Origin of the sequence: Vibrio sp. 10N.286.48.B8 (assembly GCF_003050085.1) — a bacterium.
GTDB classification, from domain to species: domain Bacteria; phylum Pseudomonadota; class Gammaproteobacteria; order Enterobacterales; family Vibrionaceae; genus Vibrio; species Vibrio crassostreae.
Genome location: NZ_PIGD01000027.1, coordinates 11,557 through 32,213 on the forward strand (window position 1 = coordinate 11,557; position 20,657 = coordinate 32,213).

A 20,657-nucleotide genomic window follows, 5' to 3' on the forward strand; every position below is an offset into this window, starting at 1 on the left:
ATGGACTTGGATATCTTATTTCGTAACTCGTCTTCGAAAATGAAGTCGACAGTTGAGGCTACCGATCTGATCGTTTCAGACGATAGCGCCTTAACTGAATCGATCAATGATTTATATGCGATTGAAGGATTTCCAAAACCGCTTGAAGTCACTGATATTGATTTGGATGGTGTTTGGAATCAGTCAAACATCAAGCTTAACCATGTTGTACTCGATCTTCGAAGTGCTTCTAATGTTATCGAGCAAGTCTCCGAGATTTCGATTCGTTTAGACGTGAATATATCTTTGCTCGTCCTATGTGACGTCGACTCTATAAAGCTGCGTAATCAAGTGCATGCTTTAGGTGCGACTTATGTGTTGTGGGATCCAGAACTAGATGCGTTACTGGCGGCAATTAAAACGACGCAAGAGGGAGAAAGTGCTGTAAAAAAAACGCGCGTTGCTAAACGTATATTGGTTTTAGGGACCAAAGGTGGAATTGGTGTGTCTTGCATAAGTTCCGTTTTAGCGCACTCCTTAGCAGAGCAAGCGAATTTAAAGACACTGCTAGTGGATCATGATTCCGGAGCGATAAACAGCGATATTTATATTGGTGTAAAAGGCTTGAAAGCCAAGCACAACAGCATTGATTTAAATCAGATCGATATCGACAGTGCGATAGCAAGAACCTATGTGCATGGTGTTAAAGAGAAGCTAGATTATTTGGTTCTCGAGAAGAATGTCGCTTGTCTTTCTGATCACGCCTCTACGTTGTACAACCTCTCTAATCAACTGATTGATAAATATAACTTTATTATCGATTCAGCGCCGCTGTCTTGCTACGAAGAGATGCACGATCAGGAGTTATCAGATAAGTATCACCGTATCTTTATTGTTTGCGAACCTTCGGTCTCTTCATTGCGTTCATATAACTCGCTGAAAAAGAAGATCGGCAAATCTGAACACCAGATTATTTTCAACCTGAATAGGCCCGCGAAGGATTTCATGGTGACACTTGCAAGTGCGAAAGAGCGGATCAAAGCCAAAGATAGCATTGATTTCATGTATGAGCCGTCATTAGAAAAGACAGTGGTTCAGCAGGGGATTAATGAGTTGCTTAAGTCTAAGTCATCGACGGCCGTTTTGAGCATGGTTGCCACGTTAACAGGCAAGAAAATTAAAACCAAATCACGCTTCAGTTTGTTTAGAAAATGAATCAATTAAAAGAAATCTACATCCAACTTCGGGATGAAATCTTCGATGCGTTGGACGCAGCGACACTTGTTGAAATAAGCAATCAAGAGCTAGAAGAGCAGCTTAAAGACTCAGTCAATATTCTTATTGATAAGAAGCAATTGCAAGTGAGCTCATTGAAACGTGTCGACTTAGTCAAAGCATTACTCGATGAGTTGAAAGGCTTAGGGCCACTTCAGGCATTAGTCGATAACGATGATATATCGGATATTATGATCAACGGGCCATCGGATATATTCATTGAAATCAATGGCAAAGTTGAACAGTCTCCGATTCAATTTGTGAACGAGAAACAGCTCAACACTATTGCTAAGCGAATCGCTTCAAATGTGGGTCGTCGTATCGATGAGTCTAAGCCGCTTTGTGATGCTCGTTTGATGGATGGCAGCCGTGTCAACATCGTGATTCCTCCACTTGCAATCGACGGTACTTCTATCTCTATTCGTAAGTTCAAAGAGCAGAAAATTAAGCTTGAGAACCTCGCAGAGTTTGGTGCTATGTCAGTTGAGATGGCTAAGCTTTTGTCCATTGCGAGCCATTGTAAATGCAACATATTGATATCAGGTGGTACGGGTTCAGGCAAGACAACGCTACTCAATGCATTATCTGGGTTTATTGGTGAAACGGAACGCATCGTTACTATTGAGGATGCAGCCGAATTGCAGCTTCAAAAACCTCACATTGTGAGACTGGAAACGCGACAAGCAAGTGTTGAAGGGACGGGAGAGATTACCGCTCGAGACCTTGTGATTAACGCACTTCGTATGCGCCCTGACAGAATCATTGTTGGTGAGTGTCGTGGAGGAGAGGCCTTCGAGATGCTTCAAGCGATGAACACGGGCCACGACGGGTCGATGTCCACATTGCACGCCAATACACCACGAGATGCGATTGCTCGTACAGAGAGTATGGTGATGATGGCTACCGCTAGCCTGCCGATATCTGCAATACGCAGAACTATCGTCAGCGCAGTGGACCTTATCGTTCAGGTAAAGCGTCTCCATGATGGTAGCCGTAAGGTGATGTACATCTCTGAGATTATCGGTATGGAAGGGGATAGTGTGGTGATGGAGGACATTTTCCGTTACGAAGCTAGTTCCAATTTCAAAGATGGCAAGATGGAAGGAGAGTTCCGAACGCCCGGCTTATCCACTCGTTCTGTCATTTATGAACGCGCAAAATTCTTTGGTTTAGAACAAGCGGTAAGGGAGATCTTTACATGACCTTAATCCTGATCGCGTCATGGAGTGCTTTGTTAGTTTACTTCCTTATCCATCGCTCTCGCCAAGACAAAAAACTGAGTAGTTTGATTGAAATGGAAGCTGAATTCGAAGGGGTAAAAGGCGTTCGCTCGGTTATCGATTCGCAGCAGTTTGAAGAGAGCTATAAGGCCAGGCTTAGGAAAAGTTACAAGAAGATAATAAAGGTCTTCCAGCCCAATATGTCTTTGAAGCTGATTCTATTTATTAGTGTATCTGCATCAGCGGTTTATGCCATTAACGAGTTTTTCTTACGTCAGGATTACCTAATTTGTTTAATTATTGTTGAGCCTATTTTGTTCTTCGTTTTTTACAACAAGCTAAAGCAACGGCAAATGGATCGTTTTAAAACAAACTTTCCGGATGCTTTGAATATCTTGAGCGGAGCCATTTCATCAGGCCAAAGTATCATTCATGCGTTCGAGTATGTAGGTAAGCAGCTTGATAATGAAGTAGGCAAAGAGTTCAAGTTCATGGCCGAACGTTTGCTTATTGGTGAAGACCCTGATGACGTGCTTGAACGCAGTAGCAATACGTTTCCTTACTTAGAGTACTTTTTCTTTGCCTCGACGATACGAATCAACTTAGCTCGAGGTGGTCAGCTCAAAGATGTCATCAACAAGATTAACCGGCTTATGTTTGACTCTAGAGCAGTTGAGAAAAAGAAAAATGCATTGACCTCTGAAGCGCGTGCTTCTGCAAAAATTATTGCTTGTTTACCAGTTATATTCTTGATCATTCTAAAGTTTACTAGCCCGGAGAATTATAGCTTCGTTATGTTTGAGGAAGCAGGGCAGCCGATTTTTTATTACGTTTTAATGAGTGAGTTATTAGGTTTCTTTTGCATTTGGCTGATCCTGCGAGGTGTCAATTAATGGGATTTAAAACGGTTTTAATTTGGGGCGTGATATTCGTTATATCGATGGTGTTAGCAACCTATTGCTTGCGTTTCTGGGATAACACGAGAGCAAATATAGAAACTCGTAAAATAATTGGCTCAACACGCGAAGAGAAAAAAAGAACGGATTTATTCAAGGCTCTTTTATCTCGAATTAGTTTCAATAAAGACGAAACAAAACGAAAGTTAGTCGCAGCAGGCTTTTATAGTGATTTCCTTGCGGATGCCTATTATTTATTAAAAATCATCCCTTTTAGTATTTGCTTAATATTAATCGGCTTCGACTTTTATAACGGAGAAACAGAGGTGATATTCGCTCTGTTATATTTACTGGGGGCTTTGTTGGCGTTTGTCATCGCGCCAGATTCCTATGTGTCGACTCGAGGTAAAGCCAATATTAAGCACATCAGTTCAAGGTTGCCTTTTTTACTCGACCTTATGAATGTATGTGTTCACACCGGCATGACAATCGAGTCTAGTTTGGAGTATCTGGCCAAAGAACTTCACTCGGTAGACAGTAACCTTGCTCATGTTGTCAGAGTCACAGTAGAGCGGTCGCGCTTAGTTGGATTAGAGAAGGCATTAGAGGAGTTTTATGAGCTTGTGCCTACTAGTGAATCGCAGAGCTTTGTGATGACCATGGTACAGAGCTTACAGTTTGGCTCATCTGTTGGTCCTGTGTTGGCTACGCTAGCGACGGATATTCGAGAGCTTAATATGATGGACTTGGAAGAACGGATTGGAAAGATGGGGGCAAAAATGTCTATTCCATTGATCGCTTTTATCATGGTTCCGATTGTTGTTCTCATTGCGGCCCCAGGTATTTTAAGGATGTTGATGTGATAAGAAAATTTGTATTGGTCGTTATTGCTATGATTCTATTTTCTGGTTGTACAGCCGTTAATAACCAACTTGATACTAAAGAGCAATTGCTTATTGGATCGGGGGATTCGCAGAAGCTCATTGAGTTTTATAAGGCAAACATACAATCCGACCCTGTATATAAAGTCAAACTTGTTAACTTGTATTTAGATCTAAAAGATATTAAATCGGCCGAGCTATATAGGAATACCTACAGTGACAGTGATCTTGATGAGCCAGAATATATTTTAACCAGTGCTCGAATTTACTATCAGAAAAAGAACTTTGAGCGCGCATTACATGAGTTAGACAAGTATAGATATGAAGGTGGAGCCGAGTATGAGTACCAACTTCTAACCGGAAAAATATTAGCTCAGCAAAAACGATTTTCTGAAGCAATTGAGCATTTCGAGGAAAGCCGCAAACAAGGAGCTTCAGACAGAGAGGCTGGTAACAATATTGCTGTTGTTAAAATAATGCAGTCTGATTATTTGGGCGCGACAGACATTTTATATGACCTTTATCTTTCAAATCCGAATGACCAGAGAGTGAGTTCTAACTTAATTCTCTCTTCGGTTAAGTCGCAGCGACCGGATATCGCATTGGAAGTTCTGAAACATTCGAATAGCGATGAGCAAGCTCACAAACAGCTATCTGCATTAGTGAGGTCAATATCTAAAAGCAAAGGGAAGAAGACCATGACACAGTCAACGATAGAGATGGAACAGCAGCTTATAGGTTCCCAAGCTCACTCTGGGAGTTTTGTAGCACCGACATCGCGAGTCAGTAAATTGGATTCGACTGCAGAGTTTCAAACATCTAAACACAGTGTGGATGGTTCTGTACTCGACCCTAGAAAGTTGAAACCCAATGCAAAACCTATTTATCGAGTGCAAGTATTAGCGACGTACACTGCGATTCCTTCGGACTTTCTGAATTATCTAAAAACAAACTATGGCTCTGTCTATTCGTATACACATGGTTTGTGGAAGCGCTATTGCATCGGTGATTTCAATGACTTAGACGAAGCCAAAGCTTTCTTAGATAGCATTGATATAAAAGGGGCATTTGTCGTTGATTACACCAAGAAAAGGTATGTCCGTTTATGAGGTCATTCAATCGCAAGCAAAATGGGTCATTGACGGTTGAAGTCGCGATGGGGATACCGATCTTTCTGGCTATTGTTTTTGGATGGGTTGAGCTCTGTATTCTGACGTTCTCCATGAGTATGACTGATCACGCATTAACGACGGCAGTGATGCGAACTAAAAAAGCGGGTGACTCGAGTAGTAGCCAATCCATTAACTATGGGCAAATGATTAAAGATGAGTTGAACAAAGCGGGAGGCTCTTTATGGAGCAACGTAGTTAAAGAGGGGAGTGTTGTTATTCATGTTAATTACTTTCGAGACTACGAAGGATTTTTGAAATGCGCGGATACTTACGCTTCCGCTGATAAATGCCCAGATAAGAAAGATGAACCGGAAGACATGGCATTAGCTGTTTACGCTTTGGAATACACCTATGATCCGATTGTATCGATATGGTTCCCAGATATGCCTATCAAGCGTGAAATTATCACTATTCAAGAATATGAAAGATGTTCATTCAAAATTGGTCAGGGAGCGGGTTGTGCAAGTTAAACAAAAAGGTGCATTTGCTGTTGAGTTGGCGATGGTTTTGGTCTTTGCGTCAGGGATCTTTGTTGTTGTCGTTAACCATATGCTAGCCATCAATAAAAAGGGTCAACTCGACAGAGCTTCTTATTCATTGACCACCATCTTTGCTGAACGAAAACAATTGTTTAATGCCGACATGGATATTTGTGCGGGTGACTGTCGAAAAACAGAACACAACGCGTTTGTGATTGCTTCTGCTTCGATGAAACGAATGATTCCAAACTTTGATAAAACCAAATTTGGGATGCGTATTGACGAGATAAGACTTGAAGAAACGGCTTTATCTGGAGGGAAAGTGAATTACCGAAGGGTTCAAAAGACTCTGACCAAAGGGAGCATACACGGATGTGACTTTCCAGACATGAGCGATATCACCAAAGAAAAAGCGATAGAAATACTTCCTATCACATCACGAGGCCGCAGATTACCTATGTATCAGGTGTCTCTTTGTTATGAAATCCCAACTAATTTGATTGGGATCGCCAACGGAGAGGTTTTTCGGCTTGTAAGTACATCTTATTCATTTGCGAGGGTTTAAGGTGAAGTCGATAAAGAGAAACCAAGGTGTCGCAGGTATTTTGTTCGTTGGTCTATTGCCTATGATGGTTATTTTTATGGCATTTTCGATGCAGATGTCTCAACAGATGCTAGCACATACAAGGTTATTAGAAGCCGCAGAGGTTGCCAGTTTGGCACTTATTGCGAGCCCTAAAGAGGACGAAGAAAAGAACGTAAAGTATGCACGCTATTTGGTCGATAGATACGTTGTTGACAACACGGATGATGTTGATGTTGCTGTGTATACCAGTAAGTGTGAGTACAAAGACGGCTGCGTCCAAGCCAGCGGTGAACTTGCTCCGTTTAGCGACTTTGTGGTAAGTGCGACTGCCAAATATACGTCTTGGATCGCGTACGAAGAGATGAACTTAAAGCCTGAGTTTTCGGTGAGTGGGCGAGCAGTTACGCGCAAGTATCTTCCTCAGCCTGTTGATGTCTACTTTATCGGTGACTTTAGTGGCTCTATGGGTTACTCGTGGAAGAACGGCAAAATAAAACTCGATGTCGTGAAAGAGACTATTAAACGAGTCGTAGATGACATTGAGGAGTTTAATACGGAAGAAAAGAGTCGAGTTGCTTTGCTCGGGTACAACCCGCTCCATGTAAAACAATCTGATGAGATAGTAAGACTTAATGCTTATGGTTATCGTGCTTCATGGCGAAAGAAATATGCTTATGATTACGCTCGGAACTCTCCTGCGACAACGGTTAGACGAATGTTTGATAAACCAACTTTGTATAATGAGATCATTGAACCATCGTATGGAATGAGTAGATATCAAGTAGAGAGACTTTATAAGCGAAATAATGATTTTGATGATGACTACAAGTTTTATGATATTCCACTGACTGAAGACTATGACAACTTTCGAGCTCAGTTGATGAGCGCTCAGTTGAAAGCTGGTGGAGGCACCTCTTCTTGGAACGGGATCATTGCCGCTGCGCAAGAAGCCAATAAGGCGACCAACCTTAACCCTGAACAAGTGTTTATTGTGTTATCCGATGGTAGCGACAACGACGAGACTTATCTACAGAAATTGGTGGATCAGGGGTTATGTAAAAAGCTGCGCTCAACCATTTCAGCGAAACGAAACCGCTTTCAAAGTAATGCCCCAACTGAAGCCGAGAAAACGAAAGTCACGATGGGCGTCATTGGTATTAATTATAAAGTGGCAGAAACCGATGGCTTTGGAGATTGCTTTGGTAAGAAGAACATCTATCACGCTAAAGATGGCGAAGATGTATACAAGTACATTTTGAATTTGATTAATGAAGAAACCGGAAAACTAAAGGATTAACATGAGATACCTAGTGATTTTATCTACGATGCTAATGTCTCCATTGGGCTATGCAAACTGCTTGGGTGATGTTGGCGAATACGTCACTTCTAAAATGTTGGTGTCTTCTCATACTGTTACGACACAAGTGACTGGGAAGCTGGTAGAGCTAAATGAGAAACCTCAAAATGAGGTGATCAATAGAGAGAGTGAAGTGATTCAAATCGGAGCACAAGATGATGTGTGTTTCTATGATAAAGCGACGCAATCCCTGGTGCTTAATTACCCAACTAATGTGTACCAATTGGATGAAAGCCATAAGCAAGTATTAGGTCAGTACCTTAGCTTAGTCAGTGATAAGTCCAAGATTTATATAGAGGGTCACGCAGATAGTGTAGGCAGTAAAGGCTACAATAAAGCCCTGTCATCTCGCCGTGCCGGACAAGTGGCGAGCTACTTAAAGAAAGATCTTCACCAAGGAAGTCGCATCGTTGAATATGCGTATGGCGAAAGCGCACCCATTTGTAAGGTTGTGGATAACAAGGCAACAGGTTGCAATCGACGAGTTGTGATAACAGTTAAGTCGTAATGGGCTTTGTTGTCGTTGTCTGTATTTTTATTTTTTGGGCCGCTCTGTTAAGTGGTGTGTAAATCATTTACAGAGTAAAAAAGGGAGCCAGTTTGGGCTCCCTTTTCTCTATTAAGATCTGAACTAGGATGTTTTCAATAACCTGACTTTTCAGCTGTGGTAATTACTACTTTACCGCCATACTTTGCTCCAAATTTAGCTTGAACAGGTCGATAAATGAGCGAGTTTTTTTCGATAACGAATTCGCGGAAGGGTAGATCATGGTCAAACTTAATTTAGGGAAAACAACCTCTGGCAAAACATGTACTAGGTTGGATTCATCCCCTGATCGCGTTAGATAGATATCTGGAAGAAAGGCAATCCCTTGGTGTTGTAACGCTAACTTGAGTAAAAGGTTTAGATCGTCGGACTTTAAATGGATTTGAATGGACTTATCAAGAAAGTCAGCGCTGTATCTATTGGACAAAATACGATGGAGCTTTAAGTCATTTAAGCTTTCGCAGAAGGGATGACTATCAAGGTACTGTTTGGTCGCGATGAGCCTTGAGCCATAATGTAGCAAGCTAAACTGAACATAACTATCGTCGATGATCTCGACGGTATTAGGCAGTATCTGTAGGTCAAGCCCCTGGCGCTTTAAGTCCACGGAATCTTGGTAATTTTCAATTTCGATTTGCACATTGGGAAACTGTGCTGAATAGTCTTCGATAGTGGAATTAAAAATACTAGAACTCATCAAAGCTGACGGAATGGCTAGGCGCAATAGGCCATTGAAATCCCGCTGACTTTCCTGCAACGCTTCGACTCCCTGCTCAATGTGATAAACCTGCTTAGCCACCAATTCGTACAAGTGTTTCCCAGCCCCAGTTAGTTCAATATTCCGTGTGGTACGAATCAAGAGCTCTGTACCTAGAGAGGATTCTAACGCTTTTAAGTGGCGGCTGACCTTTGAGCGCTGCATATTATTTGCCTTAGCTGCAGCACTGATCCCTCCATGAAGTACGACTTGGGAAAATAGTCTGATATCGTCAAAACTTGCTTTCATTGTCCTATTTTTAGCTCAAGTGTGGGCTCTTTATGAGCATACCAGATAGATTTTATTATGACTATAATTGCACAAAAATCTTTTCGGTTAGGATGTAGCATGAAGCAAAAGCAAGTATTTAAGCGCACTATGAAAATTTTGGGTAGCGTATTTGTTGTCTTATTTGTGTATTTAATTATCGCGGATCGTCGAGCTCCTTTCACAACAGAAGGACGTGTTTATGGACAAGTTGTGCAGATAGCGCCAGAGGTGACAAGTCGAGTCATACGAGTATTCGTTGAGAACAATGAGGTGGTTGAAAAGGGCGACGTGCTATTCGAACTGGACTCGAGTCGATACCAAATAGCGCTGGAGCAAGCTGAGTTGTCATTGAAAGCGGCAAAAGAACAAGAACGTTCTTTATATGCTCAGAAAAAGATGGCGATAGCGAGCATATCTAGGGCCGAAGCCAGTTATAAAAATGCACAAACAGACTATCTACGAATTGCCGAGCTTGCCAAAAATCAAGCAGTGTCGGCATCATATCTAGACAATGTTTTTAAACAGTACCAAGTTGCAAGCTCGGTACTTGAGATTGAAAAGCATAACCTTAGCACTTTGGTCGCTCGTTTAGGAGAAGCGGGTCAGCCAACAACTGATGTATTGCTGGCTGAAAGTAGAGTTAAGCAAGCACAGCTTGATTTAATGAATACCACAGTACGTTCACAAAGCGATGGTGTCGTTACTAACCTACGTTTAGAAGTTGGAGCAATGGCGACAGCCAATATGCCGTTGATTACATTAATATCTGATGGTTCTATGTGGGTCGCGGCTGATTTTAGAGAAAAGTCTGTGGCGCATGTTCAAGAAAGCTATCGAGCGCTTGTTACGTTTGATGCTCATCCCGGACAGATATTTGACTATCGCGTCGCGAGCCGAGATTTAGGTGTTGCTTCCGCTCACCAAACCCCAAACGGTACGTTAACTCAAATTGAAGGGAATAACCGTTGGGTACGCGATGCGCAACGAACAAGAATTAATCTACAGAGTGACGGTGTGTTGCCGAGCCCACTATTTGTTGGTTCTAGAGCGACGTTAGCCTTGTACTCAAACGATAATCGCTTTTGGGGGTTTGTCGCTAAGATGCGTATCCGTTTGGTTAGCTGGTTTCATTTCATCTATTAGGCGGTCGCGATGAAGACGTTTCGAATATGGTTTGGTTGTTCATTCGGTTTAGCCATAAGTATGAGTATGGGCTGGGAACTGGGCTTTTTGGCGATTCTGCTGCCCCTTTTTATACTTAGCCTAAGTGATAGCTTGAACCTACCTCTGTTGTTGATCATTGCGGCTAGTGCACTTTGGTCAATAATTCAGGCTAATTTACTATGGGGAGCTTTCGGAAGTTATCCCTTTGCTTTGTTGATCGCTGTAGCGGGAGTATTTCTCTTTAAATGTATTGCGATGACAAAAAAACAAACCTTTATTATCGGGTATATGGGATTGATTGCGATATCTATTTTATTGCATCTAAGTAGTTACGACTTTATCGATATAGAAGAAATATCAATCACGATTGGCGTGTATTGCTTTATGAATATTGTTATCTGCTCTATGGCATATTGGTTATTCCCGGACGCGACAGACAAGAACCAACAGCCAGAAGAAACAGCACTGCCTATTCAGTACGATGCAACGCAAATCATGGTGATTTGGGTTGTCGTGATGCTGTCTTTTATCGTATTTCAAGTTGTTGATCTTTATGACTCATCGGCTGCATACGCATCAATACTTGTAATTTTGGCACCTTTAACTTGTTCAGGTGCAGTGCAAATGGCCAAAGTGAGAGTGATTGGTACAGCGCTGGGCTGTATTACAGGATTGGCTGTGCAATTGATTCTTGGACCATGGTACGAAAATGCAATTTTGTATTGGTTATTATTCACAATTGCTATGGGGCCATTCTGTTATTGGCACACACAAGGTAAATTAAAATCTGCCGTTGCCTCTGCCGGGATGGCTTCATTAACGGTACCTTTGACAACTGCTTTAACCCCAAGTGAGCAAGACGCTATTTTTTCTATTTTATATAGGTTTAGTTCAATTTTTATTGCAGTTGTCGTCAGCGCTTTATTTATTTTGTTGATGCAAAAAATACTTGAATATAAAGCGTTAGATAACTCCCCAAGTTTGAAAGAGAAACGATAATGACGCCACATTATGCGGTAGTTATTACGCTGTTACTGATACTCGTCACGTCTGGGTGCGCGCAAACCCCTGAGCGAAACATCTCCTTAAAGTCTGAGCAGATAAATCCCCTTAATACTCCTGGGTTGAGATTTTGGGATGAGTCTGTCAACTCTGCTGATAACTACGATATCGATAACGCGATAGATTCATTAGTTGAGCACAGTAACCTGTCTGGACAGGTGAATCATCTTGCTTTGTCTGGGGGCGGGTTTGATGGAGCTTTCTCTGCTGGTGTTTTGAATGCATGGACCAAAAGCGGTACTCGACCCGAGTTCGACGTGGTCACGGGAGTTTCAACCGGTGCAATTGTGTCGGTGTTTGCCTTTTTAGGAAGTGATTACGATCAAGCACTAGAGTACTACTATACGAGAACGTCAGCTGAAGAGATGTTTAAGCGTAACTCGATTTTTAAGTTACCTTTTCGTAACTCAATGGTCGATGTGAGTGGCTTTGAACGCAAAGTGCGTCACGCTGTCGATGTCACTATGCTTAATCAGCTTGCTCTTGAGAGAAGTAAAGGGCGGTTATTGCTGATAGCAACAACCAGTTTAGATAATCAAAAAATGGCAATTTGGGACATTGGAAAAATAGCGCAGATCGGTACGCCTGAAGCACAGTATTTGATTCAAGATATTATTATCGCGAGTAGTGCTGTACCAGGCCTGTTCCCTGCGACTCGAATTGTGTTGCCTTATGAAGGAGGAACGCTAGATGAGTTGCATGTAGATGGTGGCGTGTCACGACAAGTGTTTCTCATTCCTCAAGGTTTTCAAACACCTTTGGCGTCAACGTCAAGAGACGTAAAAAGGAACATCTACGTCATACGTAATGGTTTCCTGAAGCCAGAATTCGAAGAAGTGGAAAATGGTTTAGCGTCAGTCTCTTACCGTGCTTTATCGATTTTGATTCGCCGGCAAAGTATTGGTGATATAGAACATATCTATAATTACAGTGAGCGAAATCAGATTGGCTTTCATCTTGCTTACATAGACGATGATTTTTCGAAAGATAACCTTAACTCGTTTAGCCTAGAGTATATGCAAAAGTTGTTTGCGTACGGATATCAAAAAAAGATAGAGAGTGACTTATGGAGCCAAAATTTACCGAATCCAGATTGAGTGAGCTTTAAATGCATCTATGGTTTTTGGGGAAGCATAGATGTAAATCTACTTTCCCCATCTGCTTGATTCAGCCAATGTCTAGAGGTTTGAATCGTGACGCTACTCGTTAACTTTCGGATTTTGTCAGCTCGACTTCCTTTGCTAAAGCTGGAGATAAAAACTCACACAGCTCATCGTAAGGAATAGGGCGAGAGAAGTAATAGCCTTGCATTAAGTCACATCCACACGCCTTTAGAATCGCGAAGTGTTCGTTTGATTCTACGCCTTCAGCCAATACCACCATGCCAAAGTTCTTGCCGATTGCGATGATGTTTTGAACCATAGTTAATGATTGCTGATCCACCGCAATATTTTCAATAAAGCTTTTGTCGATCTTAAGTTCATCGATAGGGAGTGCTTTCAACATACTCAGTGATGAATAGCCAGTACCGAAATCATCTAAAGAGATCTTTATATTCTTCTCTTTGAGGGCTTCAAAAGTTGGTTTCACTAAAGTTACATCTTCAATGAACAAGCTCTCTGTAATTTCTAGCGTTAAACAGCTAGGAGAGAGTTGATACTTTTCTAGTGTCGCGAACAGGTGCTCAGAGAAAGATTGATGAGAAAACTGACGAACTGATATGTTGATCGACAGCCCGATCTTTTGTTCCGTTGTTCTGTGCAAGTGGGCGATCTGCATAATGCTGGACTCAATAATAAAAGTACCCAGTTTTTGCATTAAGCCTGTGTTCTCAGCAACCGGTATGAAGACATCTGGCGGTACAAAACCCAATTCGTCATCAATCCAGCGAACGAGTGCTTCTACACCATGAATACTTTCATTTGCACGAACTAGCGGTTGAAAAACCATGAACAGCGTTTGTTTCTCGATAGCGATGCGTAGCCTTTGTTCTACTTTCATTTTGTAGAGGTGCGCATCTTGCATTTCCGTTGTGAAAATACTGTATGAGTTTTGCTGTTGTTTCGCTTTGTACATCGAAATATCGGCAGAACGTAATAAACTGTCTAGATCTTTCCCGTGTTCAGGGAAACGAGCTACGCCGATGCTGCAACCTAACAAAAACTGAGCGCTTTCAACTTCATAAGGTTGAGAAAGTACTTCAATAATACGCTTGGCGAGTCGTTTTACCTCAGCTTCATTCGACAATGGCGTTAAGAACAAAAACTCATCGCTTGATTCACGTACTAAGAGGCTGAGTTGAGATCGGAATCGCATCAAACGCAAAGCTATTTGTTTGAGCACCTTGTCGCCGAAGTCGTGTCCGTGGGTATCATTGACACATTTAAAGTTATCGATATCAATAAACAACAGCGAGAACTGCTCTGACTCATCCTCAATCCATTTACCAATATTTTTACGCATGTACAAGCGGTTTGGTAGAGAGGTTAATGGATCATGGTTAGCCTGATAAATGAGTTGGCTACGAGTGCGCTGTTCATTCTTGGCAATCGACTTAACCAAAAAGTAGAAACCAAATTGAAGAAAAATAAAGGCAACGAAAAGAATGCTGAACTCTTGTATAAATATGCTATCGACGTGAGTTAGAACCGTACGTCCAACTACCCATAATTTGTAGTTTGGGATGTATTTTGCGCTCATTAAAGAGTGGTATTGTTCATCGTCGACGACAAAAGAGTAGGTTTCTTGCCCATTCATCGCTTCTTGCACGCTGATTCCGAAGTGGTCGGTAAAGGTCCGTGCAATACGTTGTAGGACATCTTTGCCGACTGGAGAGGAATATGCACTCTCAGATTCGATATCACTCGAATAAAACTGGCGATAACTGTCTGTTCTGATCAGGCTTAGTGTATTGAAACTTCCGGCGTGAGCATTATTTTCAAATACGATCGTGGCGTCTAACCGCAGCCCTGCGGTCATTACTGCATCGATTTTATTACCATCGATCGAAATGGATTTTCTCAGCGGGATAACCAAGCTATTCAACGATTCTTGAAAATAGGTACGGCCAAGCACCATGCTACTGCTTGATAGGGCGTCTAAAAAGGAGTCTTTCGTTGGCGCGTATTGCAGTAAGTTCCTTTGATTCGCAAGTTGGAGATTTGAGCTGATCGAGAGGTAGTCACCGTCGGTGTTCAACAACCCAAACGCTGCAATCGCAGGGTGAGTATCTAGCAGTTTATCCAGTATTGGTCGAATTTGAATGGAGGCAGTACGAGTGAAGTCAGACTGCTGGGCGAGTTGGTGCCCAACCACTTCAAGCAGTGCCTCTTGACTGGTCAATAGTGAGCTTACAGAGCTCGAAAACAGCTCGACTTGGATATGTTGTTGTTGGGTGAAGTCATCTCTGTTGGCTTGCCATTTAGTTACGCCCAACGCGGCGAAAAGTATCAGGGTCAGTAGTACGATCAACGCGTACAGCGACCAGATATTTTTCTTAAATAGAGCCATGAGATGCCTTTTGTTGGTTACTACTTTTAACAGAGTGCAAGTGACAAACTATTGGGTCGTCAGCGTGATTCGTGCAACGAAAGATACAAACATCAATGATGACAGTATCAATGATTAAATAGTGTAACGACTACGAGCAGAGATTCTTGAGTGAAATATTATTATTCACCACATTGATAATGATTTACCCAAGATTAATCACGGTTTATGGTCAATAAATCGCTATAGATTAAAAGCAACCGAGTAAATCCAGATTTGTTTTCAAACGACGTAGCATTACCGCAAAGCAAAGAGCTTACTGTGTGAGACGTTAAGTCATCACTACGAGTAAGCTCTTTATGCATGCGCAGTATATTCTAACAGTGGCAGTAAGCGAAGTTGAATTACCTTTTAGTCACAGCGATGGGTAATTTCTCGTTAGCGCCCCATTCAGTCCATGAGCCATCATAAACGCCCATTTCACCTGAATATCCGGCCAGTTTAGCGGCTAATAATATGATGCAGGCTGTTACTCCAGAACCACAACTAAAGAACATCGGCTGAGAAGGGGTTAATTGCAACGTTGAAAAGATATCGACGAGCTCTTCTTGAGGCTTTAACTTACCGTTATCGAGCACTTGGGCAAATGGTAGGCAAATCGAATTCGGTATATGGCCACTACGTAAGCCTTCACGTGGTTCAGGAACTTCTGAATCAAAGCGAGCTTGAGAACGAGCATCGACAATGTTTGCGCTTTTGTCAGTTGAGTAACCTTCAATCTGCTGAGCACTGACAAAGTAGTTGTCTTGAATGTTGCCTTCGAAATTGCCCGGCGTGACTTCAGCTCTGTACGATGTGTCTGTTGCGTAACCCGCATCAATCCATGCAGGTAAGCCGCCATCTAAGATGTAAACATCCTGATGTCCCATTGCCATAAACATCCACCAAGCGCGAGGCGAAGCGAAAGTACCCGAGTTATCGTAAACCACAATGGTGCTGTCTTGGTTGATACCAATTTCACGTGCACGAGTATTGAAGTGTTTTTCGGAAGGGAACATGTGAGGGAGTAGGGTATGTTTGTTGCTGAAGTCTTTGTCGTAGTCGAAACGAATTGCCCCAGGAATCATTTGTCCTTTGATCTTTTCTGACTCACTTGGGATCTGAAATTCGATACTGGCATCTAGGATTATAATGTTGTTTTCTTCTAGCAAACGTTGTTGAAGTTGTTCTGGTGAAATGAGTGGCTGAGTCATTCTTCTTATATCCATTCTTGTTGTTATATCGACGACTAAGGCGCTGTTCTACAGTGGATGAACTGATAGCTGCTTTGTCCGGTTATTTGATTGTTTAATGTATCAAGCGCGACCACAGAATCAAGAGGGCAGTCTGTTGTTGGTGGAGTGGAAACGCGAAATATTTCGTTGTTTTGAGTTTCAACCGTGAGGTAGCGCCTATGTCCGTCTAGTGACTGAGTGAGCGTGTTAGAAATCACTTTGGCTTCAATACGTTGCCCCGTCTGTGACGTTAACGGGAAATGGGTAAGAGCAACTAATACGCCGACACCACACATTAATATAAGTAGACCTATTTTTAACTGTTTCATGAGAGTAAGTCTTTGAAGGTTATCTTGAAAATATAAGTTAGATTCGAAGTAAAGTGAATGAACGCCTATCAGATAATTTTCGCTGTTATTAGTGTGGGGCGATTAAAAAAGTGAGCATTGCTGCTCACTTTTAGTTGCTGATATTCGAAGCTAAACTTTCATTACCACACGATCTGAGAGTTGCTGCTCGATACTACTTTTTGTAGAGGTGGCTGCCCATCGTAAAACCAAATCTCAACAAGAAGTGAATCGTGGTTGACTGGGCTCGAGAAGTTAGAGGCGAACACACCATTGTTTAATGATCCTGCAATCACTTTGCTTGAGTAGTCTGGTTTCAATGTCGAGTCGTCACGAGCACTAAAACGGCTATACACGGTAACAAATGAACGGTCTGTTGAAATACTACTGATGTCGATGTCGATATCAAACTGCTCTACAGAGCTGTAATCAAAACCATCGGGTACCACTAAATCACTCATAGTGTAAGTTGGTTCCGCTGCTGCACTGGCTACTGGAGACGGTGATGGCGTTGCAGTTACTGGCGTTGCAGGTGTCGCCGGTGATGATGGTGAAGGAGAAGCCGTGCTGCCACCACCGCCACCTCCGCCCCCACCACAACCTGCTAGTAGGAGTGGGGCTGTAGCTAAAACTACGGTCATTGTTTTCTTCATGTTCCAAGAGCTTTGTGCAGACATATTATTTTCCTTAGAGAGGTTGCTTCTCAACTCAACGTTATGATGTTCGCGATTAGGTTTATCTTTGATACTCATGACGTCTCTCCTTATGGCTCGTAACATTGGTTGTCTGCTGGTGATGTGTACCAAGTTTGGTTATTGTCACCACCTGACTCTGCCCACTGCTTAAACTCTGGGTAAGCAGTTACGATATCAACGTATTCTTGTGGCCATTCCCACTCTTCTGTTGACGTGATAATCAGTGCCCAAGGGTGGTTTTCTGCTGTTTTGAAATATTTACCTGTTGCTGGGTCGCTATCATCAACACCGATTCCAGAATCAAATAGGTTCACAGTGTCAAAGGCCTCGGTTGGTGCTTGGTCTGGCAAGTGAACTTCCCAACTACGTCCTGGGTGCATCGGTAGGTTGTCGCCGTGATAGTAGCCCGGTGTTGCAAAAATGAAGGGGTCGTAAGGCATGTCTGTCCATGACGCAGTACTCACACCGTCGCCTGATAAGTTGATACCGATTTGGAATGCGAACTGTTCATCTTCTTTACAAGCGTTGCTTGTACGGTAGAAGGCGCATGAAGTATTCGCTTTTTCAGACAAGTCTTCAGCGGCGATAAAGATAGCTTCACTACGACCGTCTTCCATACCTAAATCGGTGAATACGCCATTGTGTTTCATGTATGAGTTAACGGTATCTACCGAGCTTGGTGCAAGGTTTGGTAGGCGAATCGCAAAGCCATTTTTGTAGGTTGCCCCCACAGCCGCTAGGCGACCATCGATGGTAGACTTAACAACCTTACCGTCTTTTAAGATCTCAGTGATGCGATACATGATAACGGCATCATTCATGTCATAGTCGGCTTTATAAGGCCAATTGTCTTCATACGCTAGGGTGGCGTAGCCAGAAGCACTTGGGAAGTAACGAGCCGTTGCGCCATCATTAAGAACATCGACTTGAATATCGACCACCTCACCAGAGGTAGAACCACCAAAGTAGCTCAGGTTAGTTTGTTGGCTGAATCTGAATCGAGCCCAAGTGGTACCCGTTAAGGCATTAATATCGACATTTAAGAATAAGTCGTTCTCACCGGCCGCCAATAAGTAATCGGTAAAGACTTGTTCGTTGGCGCCGTCGAAGCTGCCGTCTTGGTTCCAATCTATCCAAGCTGAAAGATAGCCCGTTGTTGAAGCTTCAATAATTACTTTCGAGTCGAGGCCAGCTTCAAGTGCGGTTACGAAGCCGATACCACCATTCGTCCATTCGTCATCAATGCCGACGCTTTCATCCGATTGTGGAGAAACGTATCCATCCAGATCTGCATCTGGTGCATCTGTCCCTAACCATGTGACACCATCGAGTTCATGTCGAGGACCATTACTCGCTAGTAGAGTTAGGTAGCTGTCTGGCGCGTCACCGAAGTCGATGTTTGAATCTTCATCAACAACAGGTGCGTTGGCACAACGAGCACCATCGTTTTGACCAGAAGCTGGGCCATTCGAAACAAATTCAACGGCTGGAACAATACCTGCCGCGATATTGGCAGCGTTGTCTGGAGACAGGTTGATACGGTAAATTTTACCGTCTTGATTTCGCGATACGTAGTAGTAGCCATTGACATCAAAATAGCCAGCACCGAACGTACCTAACTCGCCGGTGTCGCCGATATAGGTTTCGGCACCAGTTGTAGGGTTGAAGCTGTATAAGCCACCAGAGTTATTATCGATACCATATAGAGAGCCATCGCTTGGGTGGAAAGCGAAATCAGTTAATTTCACTGTTGCTGGGCTGCCTGCGATTTTGTTAACGGTAACTGTCGCATTTGGATCAGAATCCAAAGGTGATAGATCAACCGTGAAGAGCCCTTTACCAGTGCGGTACAGGTAGTAAACATGATCGTAAACGTCACCCACATAGAAGGTATGGTCTGTCGGCAGTCCACTGGTGTTGATGACTTCTGCTTGGAAATCCTTGCCTAGGCGCACCAAGCGCTTGTTAGTGGTGTCATAACCGTAGATGTATCTGTCTTCGAAGTCGAAACCGACACCATTGATGTTAGCGTTCATCCCCGTGTCGCCTTCGAGAAGGGTCGTTGAACCAGTCACTAGGTTAACGCCCCAAACTTCCACAGGGGTGGATTGAAAGAGGTATGCCTTACTCGGGCAAGTATCGAATGGCGCTGCGTTGGCGACCAGTGGCGCGCTTAATAGCAAACTTAACGTTGTAATTCTCATATCTACATCCTTGTGATGGAAGGTCTAGATACTTAATCAAGTAATGTGCCATTTTTAAGGTTATGATTTTGTTGGTTTTTATTTTGAGTGGTTCTAGTTTTTGTTGTTTTCTCAAAATGAGAATTCAAATGAAACTCATCCCTTAATAACTATTTCCAAATTGATAGCCTTGAGTAGAAGCTAAACATCGGGCATAAAAAAGCCCTGACTTATCATCAAGGCTTAGGTTCTTGTTTTGAAGGGATGGTTTAGTCTATCCACAAACCGAGCAATTAGGCATCTTCATTAAATTCATTTCACGCCAGCTGTGAGACATGGCATCGAGAATCAGAAGCTTGCCTTGCTTTGGTTGCCCAAACTTGGCAATCACCTTAATCGCTTCTAAAGCCTGGGCCGCGCCTACCATGCCAACAACTGGCGCCATCACCCCCGCTTCAACACAACTTAGGGCTGCATTGCCGAATAGAGCACTCAAACATTGGTAGCAAGGTGCGTCTGCATCTTGATAAGTGAATACGCTAATCTGACCTTCCATTCGAATCGCAGCACCAGAGACTAATGGTGTTTTCGATGCGTAACATAGGCGGTTCAACTGATTACGTGTTTCGACGTTGTCACTGGCATCAAGAACAAGAGAGTGAGTTTCAATCAACTTTGCAAGCGCTTGATCATCAAGCCTGTGGTCGACAGTTTCAATTGTCAGATGAGGGTTCAATACCTGCAGCGACTCAGCGGCAGAGTCGACTTTCTTCTTACCAATGTCAGCATCGGCGTGAAGGACTTGTCGCTGTAAGTTTGAAAGCTCGACAATATCATCGTCGATCAGTGTCAGCTTACCAATCCCCGCGGTCGCAAGGTATTGAGCAGAAGCACAACCTAAGCCTCCAGCCCCTAATACTAAGATTGAGCTCTGCTTTAGCGCTTCTTGGCCTTCAAAATCAAACTGCTTAAGGATGATTTGGCGGTTGTAGCGAAGCATCTCTGTGTCAGACAGTATTTCCAT

Annotated in this window: 19 protein-coding genes; 12 read left to right on the top strand and 7 right to left on the bottom strand. The window is 42.8% G+C overall.

Annotated elements, in window-relative coordinates; genetic code table 11:
• From CWO08_RS21660 to CWO08_RS21700, 9 genes are read left to right on the top strand one after another with little or no spacing between them, the layout of a single operon-like run.
• Complete coding sequence (locus CWO08_RS21660; RefSeq protein ID WP_048662553.1) at positions 1-1,194, top strand: AAA family ATPase; 1,194 nt, start codon at positions 1-3, stop codon at positions 1,192-1,194.
• A complete protein-coding gene (locus CWO08_RS21665; protein ID WP_048659968.1) occupies positions 1,191-2,456 on the top strand; it encodes a CpaF family protein in 1,266 nt (421 codons plus the stop codon). Before CWO08_RS21660 ends, CWO08_RS21665 begins: the two co-directional genes overlap by 4 nt.
• Positions 2,453-3,367 (top strand): type II secretion system F family protein, encoded by a 915-nt coding sequence (locus CWO08_RS21670; protein WP_048662555.1) that lies wholly within the window; start codon positions 2,453-2,455, stop codon positions 3,365-3,367. The genes CWO08_RS21665 and CWO08_RS21670 overlap by 4 nt, the downstream gene beginning before the upstream one ends.
• A complete protein-coding gene (locus tag CWO08_RS21675) occupies positions 3,367-4,233 on the top strand; it encodes a type II secretion system F family protein (RefSeq protein ID WP_055320178.1) in 867 nt (288 codons plus the stop codon). Before CWO08_RS21670 ends, CWO08_RS21675 begins: the two co-directional genes overlap by 1 nt.
• Entirely contained in the window at positions 4,230-5,360 is a 1,131-nt protein-coding gene (locus tag CWO08_RS21680) for a lipopolysaccharide assembly protein LapB (protein ID WP_170960959.1), read from the top strand. Before CWO08_RS21675 ends, CWO08_RS21680 begins: the two co-directional genes overlap by 4 nt.
• Positions 5,357-5,893 (top strand): TadE/TadG family type IV pilus assembly protein, encoded by a 537-nt coding sequence (locus tag CWO08_RS21685; RefSeq protein ID WP_102530266.1) that lies wholly within the window; start codon positions 5,357-5,359, stop codon positions 5,891-5,893. The genes CWO08_RS21680 and CWO08_RS21685 overlap by 4 nt, the downstream gene beginning before the upstream one ends.
• Entirely contained in the window at positions 5,883-6,467 is a 585-nt protein-coding gene (gene tadF, locus CWO08_RS21690; protein ID WP_048659972.1) for a tight adherence pilus pseudopilin TadF, read from the top strand. The genes CWO08_RS21685 and tadF overlap by 11 nt, the downstream gene beginning before the upstream one ends.
• 1 nt (position 6,468) lies before the next feature.
• Positions 6,469-7,785, top strand: coding sequence for a TadE/TadG family type IV pilus assembly protein (locus tag CWO08_RS21695; RefSeq protein WP_108021079.1), 1,317 nt, complete (start codon positions 6,469-6,471; stop codon positions 7,783-7,785).
• A 1-nt stretch (position 7,786) separates the two neighbouring features.
• Complete coding sequence (locus CWO08_RS21700; protein WP_048662558.1) at positions 7,787-8,353, top strand: OmpA family protein; 567 nt, start codon at positions 7,787-7,789, stop codon at positions 8,351-8,353.
• A gap of 166 nt (positions 8,354-8,519) precedes the next feature.
• On the opposite strand, the gene CWO08_RS21705 is transcribed toward CWO08_RS21700, so the two are convergent.
• A complete protein-coding gene (locus CWO08_RS21705) occupies positions 8,520-9,398 on the bottom strand; it encodes a LysR family transcriptional regulator (RefSeq protein WP_108021080.1) in 879 nt (292 codons plus the stop codon).
• 99 nt (positions 9,399-9,497) lie between these two features.
• Between CWO08_RS21705 and CWO08_RS21710 the strand changes: the two genes are divergently transcribed.
• From CWO08_RS21710 to CWO08_RS21720, 3 genes are read left to right on the top strand one after another with little or no spacing between them, the layout of a single operon-like run.
• Entirely contained in the window at positions 9,498-10,562 is a 1,065-nt protein-coding gene (locus CWO08_RS21710; protein WP_102479584.1) for an HlyD family secretion protein, read from the top strand.
• A gap of 9 nt (positions 10,563-10,571) precedes the next feature.
• On the top strand, positions 10,572-11,582 hold the full coding sequence (locus CWO08_RS21715; RefSeq protein WP_048659976.1) for a DUF2955 domain-containing protein: 1,011 nt from the start codon (positions 10,572-10,574) through the stop codon (positions 11,580-11,582).
• Entirely contained in the window at positions 11,582-12,742 is a 1,161-nt protein-coding gene (locus CWO08_RS21720) for a patatin-like phospholipase family protein (RefSeq protein WP_065676218.1), read from the top strand. Before CWO08_RS21715 ends, CWO08_RS21720 begins: the two co-directional genes overlap by 1 nt.
• Before the next feature lie 109 nt (positions 12,743-12,851).
• Here the strand turns inward: CWO08_RS21720 and CWO08_RS21725 are convergent, their stop codons facing one another.
• The 6 genes from CWO08_RS21725 to moeB all read right to left on the bottom strand — a co-directional run bounded on the left by CWO08_RS21725 (position 12,852) and on the right by moeB (position 20,657).
• Entirely contained in the window at positions 12,852-15,155 is a 2,304-nt protein-coding gene (locus CWO08_RS21725) for a bifunctional diguanylate cyclase/phosphodiesterase (RefSeq protein WP_108021081.1), read from the bottom strand.
• A 383-nt stretch (positions 15,156-15,538) separates the two neighbouring features.
• Positions 15,539-16,387: a sulfurtransferase gene (locus CWO08_RS21730; RefSeq protein WP_102479587.1), complete on the bottom strand. Its 849-nt coding sequence runs from the start codon at positions 16,385-16,387 to the stop codon at positions 15,539-15,541.
• Between the two features lie 35 nt (positions 16,388-16,422).
• Positions 16,423-16,737 (bottom strand): hypothetical protein, encoded by a 315-nt coding sequence (locus tag CWO08_RS21735; RefSeq protein ID WP_108021082.1) that lies wholly within the window; start codon positions 16,735-16,737, stop codon positions 16,423-16,425.
• 161 nt (positions 16,738-16,898) lie between these two features.
• A complete protein-coding gene (locus CWO08_RS21740; RefSeq protein ID WP_102432963.1) occupies positions 16,899-17,507 on the bottom strand; it encodes a hypothetical protein in 609 nt (202 codons plus the stop codon).
• 11 nt (positions 17,508-17,518) lie between these two features.
• A complete protein-coding gene (locus tag CWO08_RS21745; protein WP_108021083.1) occupies positions 17,519-19,654 on the bottom strand; it encodes an LruC domain-containing protein in 2,136 nt (711 codons plus the stop codon).
• Between the two features lie 253 nt (positions 19,655-19,907).
• Positions 19,908-20,657 carry a molybdopterin-synthase adenylyltransferase MoeB gene (moeB, locus tag CWO08_RS21750; RefSeq protein WP_048662564.1) on the bottom strand — a complete coding sequence of 250 codons (750 nt, stop codon included), beginning with the start codon at positions 20,655-20,657 and terminating at the stop codon, positions 19,908-19,910.